General features: G+C 73.1%; 9 protein-coding genes. All 9 read left to right on the top strand.

All coding sequences use genetic code 11. The features are described from left to right. Window positions 1-476: 476 nt before the first annotated feature. The 9 genes from RBJ65_RS22185 to RBJ65_RS22145 all read left to right on the top strand — a co-directional run bounded on the left by RBJ65_RS22185 (window position 477) and on the right by RBJ65_RS22145 (window position 16,544). Window positions 477-2,216: a DapH/DapD/GlmU-related protein gene (locus RBJ65_RS22185; protein ID WP_306323884.1), complete on the top strand. Its 1,740-nt coding sequence runs from the start codon at window positions 477-479 to the stop codon at window positions 2,214-2,216. 265 nt (window positions 2,217-2,481) lie between these two features. Then, on the top strand, window positions 2,482-3,393 hold the full coding sequence (locus tag RBJ65_RS22180) for a hypothetical protein (RefSeq protein ID WP_306323883.1): 912 nt from the start codon (window positions 2,482-2,484) through the stop codon (window positions 3,391-3,393). A 28-nt stretch (window positions 3,394-3,421) separates the two neighbouring features. Beyond that, complete coding sequence (locus tag RBJ65_RS22175) at window positions 3,422-5,527, top strand: CHAT domain-containing protein (RefSeq protein WP_306323882.1); 2,106 nt, start codon at window positions 3,422-3,424, stop codon at window positions 5,525-5,527. Further along, entirely contained in the window at window positions 5,527-10,821 is a 5,295-nt protein-coding gene (locus RBJ65_RS22170; RefSeq protein WP_306323881.1) for a hypothetical protein, read from the top strand. The genes RBJ65_RS22175 and RBJ65_RS22170 overlap by 1 nt, the downstream gene beginning before the upstream one ends. Further along, on the top strand, window positions 10,818-12,152 hold the full coding sequence (locus tag RBJ65_RS22165; RefSeq protein ID WP_306323880.1) for a hypothetical protein: 1,335 nt from the start codon (window positions 10,818-10,820) through the stop codon (window positions 12,150-12,152). The genes RBJ65_RS22170 and RBJ65_RS22165 overlap by 4 nt, the downstream gene beginning before the upstream one ends. Window positions 12,153-12,181: 29 nt before the next feature. Further along, the gene (locus RBJ65_RS22160) at window positions 12,182-13,033 is read left to right on the top strand and encodes an arylamine N-acetyltransferase (RefSeq protein ID WP_306323879.1); all 852 of its coding nucleotides are present in this window, start codon (window positions 12,182-12,184) and stop codon (window positions 13,031-13,033) included. Window positions 13,034-13,091: 58 nt separating this feature from the next. Next, window positions 13,092-13,673 (top strand): TIGR00730 family Rossman fold protein, encoded by a 582-nt coding sequence (locus RBJ65_RS22155; RefSeq protein WP_306323878.1) that lies wholly within the window; start codon window positions 13,092-13,094, stop codon window positions 13,671-13,673. Between the two features lie 145 nt (window positions 13,674-13,818). Continuing rightward, entirely contained in the window at window positions 13,819-16,113 is a 2,295-nt protein-coding gene (locus tag RBJ65_RS22150; RefSeq protein WP_306332163.1) for a hypothetical protein, read from the top strand. Beyond that, complete coding sequence (locus RBJ65_RS22145) at window positions 16,110-16,544, top strand: hypothetical protein (RefSeq protein WP_306316738.1); 435 nt, start codon at window positions 16,110-16,112, stop codon at window positions 16,542-16,544. The genes RBJ65_RS22150 and RBJ65_RS22145 overlap by 4 nt, the downstream gene beginning before the upstream one ends. The last annotated feature ends 28 nt before the right edge of the window (window positions 16,545-16,572 follow it).

The following is a 16,572-nucleotide window of genomic DNA, read 5'->3' as shown; positions in this document are numbered from 1 at the left end:
TGCCCCCTGACGGCATGACGGCCTGACGGGCGCTTCGGCCGTGTCACCGCGCGAAGAACTCCTGAGCCGCACGCCCCGCACCGCGCCGACACCCCGGACACCGGCAACCCGGTCGCCGCCGCGCTGTCCCATCCGCCGTGATCCTGTGGCTGCTGGTCCGGCCCCGGCTGCGGGGTCATGACGGTGTTGCGGCGCATCGACGCGCGCACCTTTGGTGTGCTGCTCGCGCTGAGTCCTGCGGTGGCGGCGGGGGTCGGGTTCGCGTTGCTCCATGAGGAGTTGTCGGGGCGGCAGTTGGTGGCCGTCGCGCTGATCGTGCCGGCGGGGATCCTGTCGGTGCGCGGAGAAGATCACCGGCCCCGCCGACACCCTTGCGCCCGCCCCGGTCGGCCGCCTACGGTTCCCCCTAGAAAGCGCTTTCTCCTCATCCGCCTCCGTCACCCCGGAGGCATGTCCGAGAGCTGCGAGAGGGAGACGTGACCCACGCCAAGGAATCACTCGGGGAGCCACTGCCGGTCAGCCGGCACCGCTTCGACTACTCGCCCTGGCTGTTCTGGGCCGAGGCGGAAGAGGCCGACCGGGCACGGCAGTCGAGGCTCCAGCGCGGGCTGAGCGCGACCCGCCCCGAGCACACCTTCGGCGACGACTGCTTCGTCTCCGAGCTCGCCTCCATCGACAACGAGACACTGTGCCTGGGCCCCCGCTCGTACGTCGCGGCCGGCGCGTACCTGACCGGCTCGCTGCGCACGGGGCGGGACTGCACCATCAACCCGTACACCGTCGTACGCGGCGCAATCGAGCTCGGCGACGCCGTCCGGATCGGCGCGCACACCTCGCTGCTCGCCTTCAATCACACCATGTCGGACCCCGACACCGAGGTGTTCCGGCAGCCGATCACCTCGCGCGGCATCGTGATCGGGAACGACGTCTGGATCGGTTCGCACGTCGTGGTCCTGGACGGTGTCACGGTCGGCGACCGCTCCGTGCTCGCCGCCGGCAGCGTCGTCACGAAGGACGTGCCGCCCGGCACGGTCGTCGGCGGCAACCCGGCCAAGGTGCTGCGTCGCCGCATACCGGAGGAGGCGGCGCCCGAGCCCCGGACCCGCGCCGCCGCTCAGGCCGATCAACTCGCCGCCTGCGTCGCCGCGTTCGCGGACACCGCGCGCGCCCAGGCCGGGGACGTACTGGCCCGGTACCTCGTGCCCGAGGGCGACGGCGGTCGCGGGCTGTTCACCGACCGCCCCGGCGCCGATCCCACCGTCCGCGCCCAGTGCGACGCGATCGAGATCGCCGATCTGCTCCTCGGCCGCGCCCCCGACCAGATCCCCGCCGCCGAGCAGGTCCAACGGCTGCGCGACTGGCAGGATCCGGCGAGCGGCATGGTCGGCGACCTGCTGCCGGACGGCGGCCAACAGGAGCCGAAGCCGGACCTGTTGGAGGGCGTGACCGGTTACCACGTCCTCAGCGTCGGCTACGCGCTCGACATCCTCGGCAGCCGGCTCCCGCACCCGGTCCGGGCGGTGGCGGAGATGTCGGCGGCGGACACCTGCACCGCCCTGGAGAGCAGGCCCTGGTCGGACCACGCCTGGGCGGCCGGGGACTGGGTCGACATCGTCGCCACCGCACACCTGTGGAACCGGCGGGCCGGGGCGGACGGCCAACCCGGCGCCACCGACGCCCTGTTCGGCTGGCTGCTGACCCACGCCGACCCGCGCACCGGCGTATGGGGAACGCCCCGCGCGCTCGACGGACAGCTCCAGGTCGTCAACGGCTTCTACCGCGCGTCACGCGGCACCTTCGCCCAGTTCGGCCTGCCGCTCCCCTACCCGGAACGGGTCGTCGACACCGTCCTCGAGCACGCGCGCGACCTCCGGTACACGTCGCCGAGCCGCCAGAACGCCTGCAACATCCTCGACATCGCCCACCCGTTGTGGCTCACCCGGCAGAGCGGCCACCGCGCCGAGGAGGTGACCGCGCTCGCCCGCCGGCTGCTGGGCGACGCGCTCGGGCACTGGACACCGCACCAGGGCTTCGGCTTCCAGGCGCCGCACCCCACGACCGCCGGGCTCCCGGCGACCGTTCCGGGGCTCCAGGGAACCGAGATGTGGCTGGCGATCATCTGGTACCTGGCCGACCTCGCCGGCCTCGCGGACGCCCTCGGCCACCGTCCGCGCGGCGTCCACCGCCCCGAACCGCACCCCGACGTCCGGCCCTGAGTCCGGCCCTGAGTCCGGCCCTGAAGACGACTACGCCCGCCCGCCGCACCCCCGTACCGCCGTCTGCGTACGAGCCACCATTCACGGGTCCCGTGTGACGCCGCGACACCCCTGATGCGAGCCCTTGTTCGGGGCGATCAGGGCCGCTCGTACGGGATCCGGAACGCCGCGCAGCAAGGGCCGTCCGGCCCGGCGCCGAGGGCCGGAACCGCTGCTAGCCTCCTGAAAAGTGCCGCGTTCTCACGGGGGCAGAGGAGGAGCGGCTATGGCCAAAGGCTCATTCGAGGCGTACCGGAAGGCGCTCAGCGACGTCTACCGCGGCTGGTGGTTCGCCTGGCCGCTGACGGAGCGCGTCCGGGTCGGCGACGTACGCGCGCTGTACCGCGGCGGCTCGGTCACCGCGGGCACCCTCGCGGGCCACGGCATGGAGGCCAAGGCGGGCCCCGCCGGAGCTCCGGGGGACATCACCTACGACGCCGGGGGCACCGTCGCCGTCCGCTTCAAGGCCGCCGGGGTCGCCGCGCAGGGGTTCACCTCGGTACCGCTCACCGAGGCGGGCGCGCTGGTGGAGTTCCGGGACGAGCGCAGCGCCCTGATCGTCTACACCGGTCTCGAACAGTCGGGGTTCCAGGACCTCGCGCAGCTGGCCGGCGCCCTGGTGGCGCGGGTGTGGAGCGGCGGCTGGGACCCGGCGCTGCTCGTCGTGTCCGACGTCGTCAGCGCCCGCGCGGGCACCGTACTCATCGCCGAACACGCGGGCGCGAGCGCCGAGTTGCGGATCGAGGGGGCGGTGGGGCCCGAGCCGCTGCGGCTCGTCGACCTCGCGGGGCGGGCCGGGTTCAGCGCGTCGAGCAGGCTCGGCCTGAACTGGACGGGCACCGACCTCACGCCCTGCTACCGGGTCGTCCGCGTGCGGCGGACCTGGCTGAACCGCGTCAAGGAGGAGTACGGCACTCCGCAGCCCGGCCGTGGTCTCGCGCCGGGCCCCGCGCCGCCGGTCCTGCTGGAGGAGGCGCGTGACGAGGCCGCAGCCGTGATCGAGCACGTGGAACAGACGGCGCGCGGGGAGCACGAGGAGCGCGAGGAGCGCGGGGTGCGCGGGGTGCGCGAAGAGCGCGGGGAACACGAAGAGCGCGAGGAGCGCGGGGACAAGGTGGAGCCGGGGGGACCGGCCTGACGGGGGAGCACGCGGCGCGGCGCGCCGCGTGACAGCACAGCACGACTTCACGGTGGGGGCCGGCATGACCGACGTAGTTCTTCGCATCACTGAGGACCGGGTCCATCTGGACACCGGCACCGGTGAGTTCACGTGGGCGCTGGGCGATGAGCTGGCGGCGGTCGCGCAGGGTCCGGCCGGCGAGCAGGCCGCGGAGTTCACCGCGGCGCTCGAGATCCGGACGTCCTCGCAGCAGCGGGCCGAGATCGGCCTGCGGTTGTACCGGGCGGTGTTCGACGCGGCGCCCGCCGGCCTGTGGGCGGAGCTGCAGGACGAGGCGGACGAGGAGGAGCCGCTGCGCGTCCGGGTGGACATCGAGTGTGCCGCGCTCGCCCAACTGCCCTGGGAGTTGATGCGGGACAGGCGCCTCGCGTGGTGGCGCAACAGCCGTGTCCTGCTGCGCCGGGGTCGGCGCGTCGGCGGCCCCGCCAACGCCCCTCAGGAGAAGGGTCCCCTGCGCGTACTGCTCGTGGTGTGCAATCCGAGCGACCTGCGCCTCCTCGCCGACCAGGAGTTGGCGATGATCGGCGCGGCGCTCACCGAGCTGCCGGGCCGGGTGCACACCGAGGTCGTGGACGGCCCCAGCCTGCGGGAGCTGATCACCGAAGTGGGCCATGTCCGCCCGCACGTACTGCACTTCATCGGGCACGGCATGCGCGCCGTCGCCGGCGATCCGGGCGGACTGCACTTCAACGCCGCGCAGCCCGACGCCGACGCCCCGGCCCCTGCCCCGGAGAGGGACAGCTGGACGCTCGGCCCCGATCAGATGTACCACCTCTACGACGTGTGGAAGCCGCGGCTCGTGGTGCTCAACGCCTGCCGGCAGGCGGGCGCCCCGGCAGCCGAGTTCGCGGACCTGATCGAGACATGTCTGGAGCGGGGTTCCCTGGCGGTGGTGGCCATGCAGGCCGACATCGACTCCCCCGCCGCCGCCGAGTTCTCCTACGCCCTGTACCAGGATCTGGCGCAGACCCGGTCGATCGACGAGGCCATCACCGCGGCCCGCAACCATCTGCACATCGAGGACTCGGACGGCCCCGCGTGGGCGCTGCCGGTCCTCCAGTGCGGCGTGGAGAACCCGCGCGACGTGGTGCGGGTGGAGTTCGGCCACAAGGATCCCGTGCTGACCCGGCTGAACCGGAGCCGGCAGTTCGCCGAGCTCGCGATGTTCCTTGGGCGGGCCAAGGAACGCCGTACCGGCTGGTGGGAGCCGCCCGAGCCGACCGCCCCGCCGGACCGGCTCCTCGCCATCACCTCCGCGCGGGAGAAGTCCGGCAAGACCTGGCTCGCCAAGTGGTGCCTGCTGACCTGCATGCTGCGCGGCGAGGACGTCACGTATGCCGACCTCGCCGACTACACCGGCCAGGGCGACGGCGACGCGCCCCTGACCCTGGACTGGCTCGCCGTGCTGCGGGCGCTGCGCGAGGCGTGCACCGACGACAAGCGGCAGCCCGACGCCCTGCATGTCACGGAGTTCGCCCGGTTCAACCAGGTCCTCAACCTCGCCTCGCAGGGCGGCCGCCGGTGGTCCGAGGGGATGCCGTCGCCCGTGTTCGACCTCGGCCACTCCTTCGAGGTGGACACCGACCGGCATGCCGAGGCCCGCAGGGCCGAGATCTTCCAGGCGTTCCTGAGCACCCTGCGCAACCGGGCGGTGGCCCGACGCCGCCCCCACCTGCTGGCCATCGACAGCGTCCAGCGGATCAGCGAGCCCGAGTTCGTCGACGCCCTGCTGCCGTTGCTGCTCGCCCCGGTGCAGGACTTCAAGGGCGACTATCCCGTGCGCATTCTGGTCGTCGCACCGCAGAACTGGCCCGGTTACCGACATCTGCAGAAGTTCATGGCGGGCTCCCCGGTGGTCCTGACAGAGTTCCAACAGCCCCACTACAAGCGGCTGGCCAGGGAATTCTGGGAGCGTCAGCGGCGCGCGAACAAGGTCCTGCGGCGCCAGAAGTTCCAGGACTTCGAGGTACTCCTCGACGGCATCAACAAGTTGAAGGGCACACCGCCGTCGTTCCCCGTCGGGGTGTACCAGCAGATCCTGGACATGTGGCTGGACAAGGCCGACGTCGACGGCATGGAGGAGGCGGGCTGATGTCCGATCCCGAAGCGCGCCCCACGGACGCGCTCGCCGATCCCGAAGCGCGGCTCGCGGACGCGCTCGCCGAACTCGTCGACCGCCTCGGCCGGGGCGAGGCCCCGGACGACATCCGGCGCACCCTGCTGCCCGACGGCTGGACGGACACCCTCAGGGCCGCGGCCGTCGCGCGGCTCTTCGACGAGGAGACGTACAACTCGGTCATCCGGCGCTTCGTGGGCGGCGCCCCGCCCAGCCTCACCGACCTGCTGCGGCGCGGCGCCGTCGAGGACCTGCTGCGGCGCGGCGCCGACGAGAAGCCGGCCGGTCAGCGCCAGCGACCGTGCTACCAGGTCCCGGACGCGTACCGGCCCGCGTATCTGCTCCCCTGGCTGGAGGACGGCGCCCCCTACCCCAAGCGACTCATCGACCTGGAACGGGAGTTGAGCGAGCACTGGCGGGCCAGGGGCAGGCCGACCGAGCAGCTGCGGCATCTGATGCTCGCCGACCCCGACGCCGCCGCGACGCTCTTCGACGAGCTGTTCTTCGCCAGTGACGCCAAGCGCGACTTCGCCCGCTGCCAGGACCTCACCGACGTACTGGAGGACCCGGACCGGGCGACGGCGGCCCTGCGGGGGCTCCTCAAATTGGCGGAGGACCGGGCCGGTTATCTGCGGGCCCGCACGTACTGGGCGGGCGACTACGCGCGCTGCGCGCAGTTCCTGGAACCGGACGGGCTGTGGGAGCGGGCCAGGCGGCTGCTGTCCGCGCAGGGACCGCGCGTCTGGCAGATGCACGGCACCGGCGGCACCGGCAAGACCATGCAGTTGCGCTGGCTGGTGTCCCGCAAGGCGGTCACCGCCGAGGCGGACATCAACTGCGCCCGCATCGACTTCGACGTCGTCGACCCGCTCAACGCCGCGCACTGGCCCTGGCTGCTGCTCCTGGAGGCGGCCGAGCAGCTCGAACAGCGGCTGCCGCAGCGGGTGTTCACCGGCCTCGACAAATACGCCGCCTACCGCTCGCTGCTGCGCCGCCCCACCTCGAAGTCCGCCGCGGAGGCCGCGCGCGGCATCCGTTCCCAGGACGAGCAGCGGATCCGCCGCGAGGTCGTCGAGGCGTTCACCGCCCGGTTCAACAAGAGCTTCGGCACGGAAGCGGCCAAGCCCGTCCTCCTGGTGGTGGACACGCTGGAGGAGGTCGTGCTGCGCACCGCCTCCCGTACGGACGGCCTGCTGCGGCTGCTCGGCGAGACCGTGCGCGCCTGCCCCGCGCTGCGCCTGATCCTCTCGGGCCGCCAGGACCTGAGCATCCGGCACGGCCAGGCCCTCGCCTCGTTCGGCGACTACGAGAACGTACAGGTGGCGGGGTTCACCCCCGACGAGGCGGACCAGTATCTGCGCGAAATCCGCGGTGTCGAGCACCCCGAGCTGCAAGAGATCATCGTGCGCCGCAGCGCCGGGATGCCGTTCCATCTCGCGCTGTTCGCCGATGTCACCGACCAGAGCCCCGACATCACCGTGAAGGAACTGGAGAACCTGCGCGACCCGTTGATCCGCTACCTGGTCCAGCGCGTGCTGCGCCGCATCGACGACCCGCTGGTGCTGTGGCTGGTGCGGTACGGGGTGATTCCCCGGCGGCTGCGCCGCGAGCACGTCCACGACATCCTCCGGTCCCATCTGGAGAAGCAGGTGGAGGACGCGGCGCAGACGCGGGCGGACGATCCGCGGACCGACGCGCATCAACTGCACGGCCAGGACGAGGTCTTTCCCCCCGTTCCCGAACCGAGCCGGGAACGCCTCGACAAGGCCTGGGAGAAGCTGCTGCAGTACGCCGGGAGCTCCTCCTGGATCAGTGAGGTGCCGGGCGACGACGAGTCCGTCGTCTTCCACAGCGTGGTCCTCGGCCCCATGCGCGACCTCATCTCCGACAAGAGCGTCTTCACCGAGCTGCACCGGGACTTCGCCGAGCGCTTCGAGGAGAAGGCCGAGTCGCTCGGCGAGTCCGACCCGGAGAACTGGGCCTGGTATCTGCGCGAGTCCCTCTACCACCGCTTCCAGATGCGGGACCCGCGGGCCCAACTGCGCTGGCGCAACGCGATGGAGCGCGCGTGGGCGGCCGGGAACACCGATCAGCTGCGCGGGCTCGCCGAGGAGATCCTCGGGGACGAGTACGTGGACCGCGAGGTCCCGCGCCGGGTGCGCGGTGGCACGATCATCTCGTTCTCGCTGCTGGCCGAGGCCCATCTGAACATCGCCTACGCCCAGTTCCGCGAGGCCATGGCGGAAGGCACCCCCTCCGACGCCCACGACCACATGTGGGCCGAGATCGAACTGCACCTCACACGCGCCGACGAGCTGTACGCGGAGGGCGACATCGGTCCGCGGGACCGGCCGCACTGGGTGCGCGAGGACGTCGTACGGGCCGCGATGCTGGGCCTCGGCGGGAACGCGGCGGACGCGGTGCGCCTGCTCGACCAGCATGTGCTGTCCCGCACGGAGCTGCCCTCCCTGGAACGGCTGTGGGCGCTGAGCATCCGCGCGGCCCAACTGCGCCTGCAGCGCTCCCCGAACACGGCCGCCGCCTACCACCAGGTCCTCGTGTTCGCGCACACCATCGGCGAGTCCGGGGTAGCGGCGAGCGCGGCGGCGGAGGAGGCGGCGCAGCGTCGGCTGATGGGTGACGTGGGCCGGGCCATCGAGCTGTACGCGCGGGCCGCCGAACTGTGCGCGGAGGCCGGGCAGCCCACGTTCCCGGACATCGCCCAGCAGGCCGGTCTGCTGCTGCGCTGCCGCCGTCCGCTGGTCGCGCTCGCCGTGCTCGACGGGGCGCGGGTGGCCACCCCCGAGGAGCGGGCGGACCAGGAGCGGCTGCGGGCGAAGGCGCATCTGCTGCTCGGCCGCGAGGAGCCGGCGCTGACCGCGATCGGCCGCGCCGACACCGCCGCCGGCGAACTCCTCGGAGCCGAGCGCTATCGGCATCTCGCGCAGAACGCCCAACTGCGCGGCGTCGCCCTCGGCGAGCTCCAGGAGATCGCCGACGCCAACGACTCCTTCAACAGCGCGACCGGCCTGTGGTCCGAACTCGGCTATCTGACGGGCGAGCCCGAGTGCCACTACCTGTTCGCCCGCTTCCTGCTGCGCGACAGCATGGACTTCACCTCCGCGTACCGCCTCCTCGAACCCAAGGAGTCCCCTGGCCAGGAACCGGAGTTCGCGCTTCGGCTGCGTCTCCTGGCCCGCGAGTGGGCGAAGCGCACGCACGGCGTGACGTCCGTCGGTGGCATGCCCGCTCCGTACGGTGAACTGCCCGCGCTCGTCCGCCCGTTGCAGGTGCTGTGCCACATAGCGGCGCTGCCGGACGGGCAGGCCGCAGACGACCGTTCGCAGCCCGATGGGCAGGCTGATGGGCAGGCTGATGGGCAGGCCGCCGATGTCCGGGCCGTCGAGGAGCAGTTGCGGCGGCTGGAGCGGGCGCTCGCCGAGGTGCGGCCGGCCCAGGCGCGGCTCGCGACGCTGCGCGACATCGTCGACAACCCGGCCCTCGAACACCGGGTGCCGTGGCCCGTGTTGCGGCCCTTCTACGACCTGGCGGACGCCTGCCGCGATCCCGACGAGGCGCTGGCCCGGCTGCTGATCGCCCAGGTCGGCGGCGACGGCGGTGACGACGGCGGTGACGGTGACGACGGCGGTGACGGCGGCGCGCAGTGGCTGCGGCGCGCGGTGGACGGCCTCGTCAAGAGCGCGGGTGACAACCGGCTCATCGTGTGGCGGTGCGCGCGCATCGCCGCCCGCATCGGCCACCGGGAACTGGCGGTCGAGCTGCTGCTCCGGGTGCCGTGGGAGGAGCCGCGGCGGGTGCCGAGCGGCGCGCCGCGCGTCCCGCACGCCCGGCTCGCGCTCGCCGCGCTGATGCTGCTCGCCGGGATCGAGCCGGACCACGAGGCGGCGCTTGCGGCGTTCAACCGGGGCGTGGCGCTGGCCGCGCACGGTGGCATGATCCAGGGGAGCCTCCCGGGGACGCTGACCGAGTGCGCCCGCCGCGTCCAGGTCGACGGGGTCCCGGAGCGCGTCGACGAGTTGCTGCTCAGCATGAGCTGGCCCACGCTGCGCGAGACGGAGTCCCAGCACGATCTGCGCCTCTTCCAGGACCGGCCGGGCGAACGGACGCTGGAGCTGAGCCGGCACCCGGACATCGACCCGGTGGACGACGAGGACTCGCCCGAACCGGCGCGGCTCGCGGACTGGCATGCCAAGGACCGCCCGCTGCTCGCCGAGTTGAGCAGGCCCGCGATGCGCCCGCTGCGCTACGCCCGGCTCGCGTCCGACGACCCGACGGCGCACGCGCTGCCGTGGGAGATGACGTTGGGGCACGCGCTTGACGCGGCGGGCGGCGACCGGCGTCCGCTGGTCCACCGCTCGCTGCCCGCCGCGGCCCGCCGCGTCGACGTCCGCTGGGCGCAGCTCAATCTGAACCGGCGGTTCGGCCTGAAGCTCGACGTGGACGGGCTCGTTGGCCCCCGCACCCGCGAGGCACTCGACCGTGTCCAGGACGGGGACCCCGCGGCCCGCTGGTCGCTGGTCACCCCGCGGACCAGGGCGGAACTGGAACGCCGCGACACCCGCGAGCCGGGGCCGCGCAACGTCCTCGTGTTCGGCACGAAGCAGGACGAGCGCCTGGTGCCGCTTTCGTACTGGCAGCGCGGGCGCCTCCCGCACCAGCGGCGGTTCCCGGTGGGCCTCGCCGTGGTGGACTCGTTCACGGATCTCGCGGACCGGCTGGCCGCGCCGCCGAAGGCCACCGACGTCCTGCACCTCGCGGCCCCGCTGCGCCAGCGCGACGGCATGCCGTATCTGGACTTCGCGCCGCCCGGCCACGCCCGGCGCCTCGAGAGCAAGTCCCGGGGCTCCGACCTGTTCCCGAGCCAACTCTCCCGCTGGCTCGCCGAGTTCGAGCCCGGTCTGACGCCGGTGGTCGTGCTCGATCCGCCGTGCCCCGGTTCCGAGGTGGACATCCACGTCCAGCTGGCGCTGCGCAACCTCTTCGCGGCGCAGCTGTTCCGGCTCGGCGACTGCCCGGCGGTCGTGTGCACGGGCCTCTTCCCGGAGAGCGGCCTCGACCATGTGATCGGCTTCTATCAGTCCCTGTCCGACGAGGCACCGCTGGCGTACGCGGTGCACCGCATGCGCGCCGTCGACACCGCGGGCGTGGACCGGGGCACGACCTTCGAGACGGACGACGACGCGCTGCGGGCGACGGCGTTGTACGCGGCGTCCTCGACGCTGCTGCGGCGGCCGATGGGGCAGTCGTGACCTCGGCCGCCGAGGCCGGCCCCGGACGCCGGGTGGTGGGCCTGGAGCATCTGGTGGACGGGCTCGGCGCGGAGATGGCCTCGTGGTGCGAGCTCACGGCGGTGCACCAGGCGCCGCTGGAGAAGCACCGGAGCCAGATCCGGTCCGTGGCGGCGATGGTGACGGAGAGCCTCGCCGCGGCCCGCGCGCAGCTCGCCACCGGCGGCGGCGCGGACCTGCCCGTCCTGATCCTGGACCTGCACCACGTATGGGACTACTTCCGCTCGAAGTTCGCGCTGCGCAGGCTGCCCGAGTACCGCGGCTATCTCGACGCCGCCGACGAACTCGCCTGGGCCTGCTATCGGGGGCCGCTGACCGCGGCGCTCGACGCCGGTACCGCCACGACCAAGGAGCCGCCTCTGGTGTCCTTCAGCCGCGATCTGACACCGCGCGCCCACCGGCGCGGCGGCCAGTACCGCGACCTGTTGCCGCGCGGCGGCATCCACTCGCGCACCGGTGTCGAGCTGGTGCGCAGCCTGCCGTTCCCCGTGATCGACGTGCCCTGGTTCTACGGTTCCCACCTGCCCGCCGTGCTGACCGTGGCGCACGAGGTCGGCCATCACATCGAGGACGACTTCGACCTGACGGCGGAGATCGGTGCGCGGCTCGCGGGTACGGCGCTGCCGGGGGCCTGGGCCGGTGAGGTGTTCGCCGACGTGTGCGCGAGCCTGGCGTGCGGGGTGGCGTATCCGGCGGTCCTCGCCGATGTCATCGCCATGCTGAACCCGGACGCGGGCACCGAACCGGCGGCCCCGGAGCGGGAGTTGTCGCCCCACCCACCGCTCGACGTACGCCTCCGGGTGTGCCTCGCCGTCCTCGACGCGGCCGGTCACCCGCGGCCGACGACCCGACCCGCCCCGATCGCCGAGGCCCTCCCGGAAGACCGTCCGGACCGCTCCCACGACGCGTCCGAGGTGGCGGCGGCGCTCCTCGGCGACGGCTACCCGAGCCTGTCCGGTCGGCGCCTGCCGGACCTGCTCTCCTCGCCACCGGCGCAGCAGGTGCACGCCGACCGGCTCCTCGCGGGGCTGACGTCCGGCCTCGCCAGGCCCGCCGGTGTCTTCTCGGCGGCGGCGCTCGCCTTCCTGGCGGACCCTGCCGAGTACCGGGCCCGCCGCGTCGGCTCCCGCGCCATCAACGAGGCGCTCACGCTGCGCCCGGAGGGGCCGCGGGCCAGGGGCAGCGTGGGGACCGGCGACGCCGGCACGGCCCGGGACACGGACGCGGGGAACCAGTTGCTGCGCGCACTGCGGGAACGACCGGGATATCGGGATAGGGACCGCCCGGAATAGGCACCGCGGCCGCCGAGGTTGTCGCTCACATGTGGAGCAGCGAGCAACTCGACCTGGACGCCTATCTCACCCGCCTCGGGTACGAGGGCGAGCGCACACCCACCCTTGCCACGCTGCGCGCCCTGCAACGCGCGCATGTGCTGACCATCCGGTGGGACACCATCGACAGTTTCCTGTACCGCGAGGTGCGCCTCGATCTGCCGTCGATCCAGGACAAGTTGGTACGTGGGGGCCGGGGCGGCTACTGCCAGGAGCACGCCCTGCTGTTCGCAGCCGCGCTGGAGCGGCTCGGGTTCCGGTTCACCGCCGTCTCCGGCCGGGTGCAGCTCGGCGCGGACTCCGCCTCGCCCCGCCCTGCGACGCACGCGATGCTGATCGTGGACCTGGACGGCACGCGCTGGCTGACGGACATCGGCTTCGGCGCGAGTCCGCTGGAGCCCATCGAGCTGGTCGACGGCGCCCGCAGCGAAGGCGGGCCGTGGCCGTATCTGCTGCGCCGGCAGGTCATCACGCACGGTTCGCCGGGCTGGGCGGTGCACCAACTGGGGGACGGCCCGGAGGGACCGGAGGGCTGGACGGTCCGGCAGGTCTTCACCGAGAACCCCCAGTACCCCGTCGACTTCGCGGTCGCCAACCACTTCGTGGCCTCGAACGACCGCTCGCCGTTCGTCATCCGCCCCTTCATCCAGCGTCTGCGCGCCGACCGCCACGACACCCTCGACGCCCTGCTCTGGACGACGGACCGCCCCGGCCGGGACCCGGTGACGCAGACCGTCCGCCCGCACGAGGTCCCCAAGCTCCTCGACGACGTCTTCGACATCCACGTGGACCCTCAGGAGGCGGCCCTGCTGGTGACGCGCCTGACGGAACTGGCAACCTAGACAAGGGAATCGAGCCCGCCCCACGCCCCGTACTCCCCGTACTCCCCCGGAGACCTCCATGCGCCGCCTCGCCGTCTTCCTCGCCTCGTCCGAAGGACACGACCCGGCCCACGCCGCACTCGCCGACCACGTGGGCACGGAGCTGGCCCGCCGGGGCATCGGGCTGGTCTACGGCGGGGGCCGACGCGGCCTGATGGGCGTACTGGCACAGAGCGCGCTGAAGGCGGGCGGCGAGGTCATCGGTGTGATGCCGCGCAGCATGGTGGAGCGGGAGTGGGCGCACGAGGGTGTGACGCGGCTCGTCATGTGCGACTCGATGCACGAGCGCAAGGCGATCATGGCCGAGGAGTCGGACGCGTTCGTGGCCCTGCCCGGCGGGCTCGGCACCCTGGAGGAGATCTTCGAGGTGTGGTCGTGGCGTCAACTCGGCTTCCACACCAAGCCGGTTGGCTTTCTCGACGCGGGCGGCTTCTGGACGCCGCTGCTCGGCGCTCTGCACGGCATCGCCGACTCCGGCCTCCTCGCCGCGTCCACCCTGGACGACCTCGCGGTCGCCCCCGACCTGCCCGGACTGCTGGAGGCGCTGGAGGAGCGCCTGCGGAACGGATCGGAGCCGGCGCACGGAGAGAGCCTGCGGTAGCCCCCCTACGGGCCCCACTTCTATCCCACTTCCTTCCCATTCCTTCCCACTTCCCTCAGGCACCCCCGCTTCCCCCAACCGGGTTGAACAGGGCGCCCGGTGGGCGTACAACGCTGGCATGGCCTAACGGGGGAAGGGCGAGGCCATGGGAGAAGCGGGCAGGGTCGACGTACGCGGGGAAGTGAACGGACAGGTCGTCGTCGGCCGGAACAACGTCGTCATCAACGCCGAGCGGGGCGCGTACGTCGCCTACCGTCCGGAGGGTCCGCCCGAGTTGAGGCTCCGGGTCCGGCCGTATCCGGGCGGGTCCGTATTGCGCGGGCAGGGCGAGGTGCTGCTCGGCCGGGACGGTGAACTCGCGGCGATCGGGCGGTGGTTGGAGGCGGGGAGGCGGGTCCAGGTCTTCGGGCCGCCCGGCATCGGGAAGAGCGCGCTGCTGCGTCGCTGCGCCGCCGAGCAGCTCGCGCTGGGCCGCCCCGTCCTCCATCTGCACGCCGCAGGCAAGGCGATGGAGGACCTGTTCCAGGAGATCCTCCAGTCCTGCTACGAGCTGTCCGACGGCCGCCCCTGCGAGGGCTACAAACCCGAACCGGCCACCCTGCGGCAACTGTTGGGCTCCTTGCGCGTCCTGCTCGTCGTCGACGACCTCCAGGTCTCCCCCGACGACCTGGGCGCACTCTTCGAGGCGACGCCCGGGTGCGGGCTGCTGATGTCGGCCGTGGACCGCGTCGAGCGACCGGAGGCGCGACCCTTACGACTCGACGGACTCGACGAACAGGCCGCGTGGCGACTACTGGCCCGCGAACTGGGCCACTACCCGTCCGGCCCCACGGCCGCCGCGGCCCGCCACCTGCTCACGACCGTACGGGGCCATCCCCTGACGATCCTTCAGGCGGCAGCCGCGTTCAACGCCGCGCGGCGGCGGGGCGAGGACGCCATCGGCGGATCCGGCGCCGCACCGGGTCCGGCCTGGCGGCCGGAGTTCTTCCCGGTCGATGACGCCGCCCTCGCCGTCGGCACCGCGGCCCGGTTGTCCGAGAGGGCGATCGCGCTGTTGCGTCCGCTGTGTGCCCTCGCGCCGTTGCCCGCGTCGCCGAACCTGCTGTACGCGCTCGGGGTGCGCCAAGACGCGGCGGCGCTCGCCGAGTTGACCGGATTGCGGCTGGTCGAGGTCGACGGTGACCGGATCGGTTCGTGCGGCCGCTTCGCCGCGCTGGTCGCCCAGCAGGCGGGCGCGCTGCCCGGTGCCGCGCAGCTCGCGCCCGCGCTCACGCACTGGTTGCGGACCCGCGCCACCCGGGGCGAGGCGCGCGCCGAGGCGGCGGTGATCCGGCGGGTGCTGGGGAATCTGGCCATGGTGGAGGACCACCGGGGCGTGCGGGATCTCGCGCGGGCCGCGGCGCCGCTCCTCGCGCTCTCGCTGCACTGGGGTGTGTGGGGGCAGGTGCTTCGCTACGGCCGGGCGGCGGCCCAGTTCCTGGGCGCGGCCGCGGACGAGACGTACTTCGCCCACGAGGTGCACGTCCGGGTCGTCGCCCTGACCACGGCAGGGTCCGGGCTCGCGGGCGGGGGCGGGGGTGTCGGCTACGCGGCGGCGCACGCCGGCGGCGGCCACGGCGGCCCGGGCGTGCCGGACCCGGGGCAGGGCGGCGCGGCCGTTCCGAGCGGCCAGTCCGGCGTGGGCGGCCCGATGGGAAACGCCGCGGAGCCCGCCCACCCCCGGTGGGGGCCGCACCGGCCGCGGCACTCCGTGCGGCACCTCGTCGCCTCGCACCCGGTCGCGGTCGGCGCCGGAGGCGTACTCGCCGCGGCGGGCATGGCGTTCGGGGCCGCGAACCTCACCGGGGGCGGCGCCCAACCGGTGGTGGCCGGCACGTCGAGCCTCACCTCGTCCCTGACGGAATCCGCCGCCACGAGCCCCAACGGCCCACCCACCGCCCCGAGCAGCACGGACCGGACCTCACCCGCGACCACAGCACCCACCGCACCCACCGGCCCGCGTGCCACCAACCCGGCACCGGGTTCGGACCCGTGCCCGCCCGTCGCCCTGGCAACCCGGGACTTCGGCACCGTCCAGGTCGGCGAGACGAAGACCGAGACCGTCCACTTCACCTCATGGCTCAAGTGCGACAACGAGCAGGCCCTGAAGTCCGACGACCCGGCCGACTGGAAGACCGCCCTCGCCTCGTGCCCGCCCCCGGCCGGCTCGCACGACTGCGTCTTCACGGTCACCTTCGCACCGAAGAAGACCGGCGCCTTCAAGGCACTTGTCACCATGCCCGACGACGAGGGGCACCAGGACGTGTCGATGCGGGTGACGGGCACCGGTGGCGCCCTCCCCACGACACCCACCGCCCCGACCACTCCGCCCTCCCCGACGGGCCCCACGGAGCCGACCGGCCCGTCGCCGACCACCCCCTCCCAGGAGGAGATCCCATGACCCACCCCGCGAGCACCCCGGGCGACCGCTACGACATCCGCACCGAGGGTGGTGTCTCCGGCCAGCTCGTCGTCGGTCACCACAACACCGTGTCCCGTGTGGAGGGACCGGCCACCCCCACCGCCGTCACCGAACAACAACTGGCCGAGCTGCGCGCCGAGTTCGCCCGCGTCCGCGCGCTCCTCCCCGACGACGCCCCGGACCGCGCCGGTGAACTCCTCGACGAACTGGAGGAGTCGACGACCGCGCCGGAACCCGACCTGTCGACGATGGAGTACGTACGCCGGTGGTTCGCCCGCCACCTCCCCGCCCTCGCGGGCGCCGTCACCAGCCTCGTCGTCCACCCGGTCGTCGGACAACTGGTCGCGGCGGCGGGCGGCACCCTCACGGAGGAATTCCGCCGACGCTTCGGCGACGCGAGCACCACATGACCGCCCGCACGACCGCCCTCGTGACCGC

The organism is Streptomyces sp. KL109B (assembly GCF_030766935.1).
In the GTDB taxonomy this organism is placed as follows: Bacteria; Actinomycetota; Actinomycetes; order Streptomycetales; family Streptomycetaceae; genus Streptomyces.
Note: the sequence above shows the minus strand (reverse complement) of the source record. Positions and strands in the feature narration are given on the sequence as shown.

Bases quoted from the DNA above. Each gene is read 5' to 3' on its own strand.
- RBJ65_RS22180 (WP_306323883.1), top strand. From the start codon at position 2,482: ATGGCCAAAGGCTCATTCGAGGCGTACCGGAAGGCGCTCAGCGACGTC.
- RBJ65_RS22170 (WP_306323881.1), top strand. From the start codon at position 5,527: ATGTCCGATCCCGAAGCGCGCCCCACGGACGCGCTCGCCGATCCCGAA.
- RBJ65_RS22160 (WP_306323879.1), top strand. From the start codon at position 12,182: ATGTGGAGCAGCGAGCAACTCGACCTGGACGCCTATCTCACCCGCCTC.
- RBJ65_RS22155 (WP_306323878.1), top strand. From the start codon at position 13,092: ATGCGCCGCCTCGCCGTCTTCCTCGCCTCGTCCGAAGGACACGACCCG.
- RBJ65_RS22150 (WP_306332163.1), top strand. From the start codon at position 13,819: ATGGGAGAAGCGGGCAGGGTCGACGTACGCGGGGAAGTGAACGGACAG.
- RBJ65_RS22145 (WP_306316738.1), top strand. From the start codon at position 16,110: ATGACCCACCCCGCGAGCACCCCGGGCGACCGCTACGACATCCGCACC.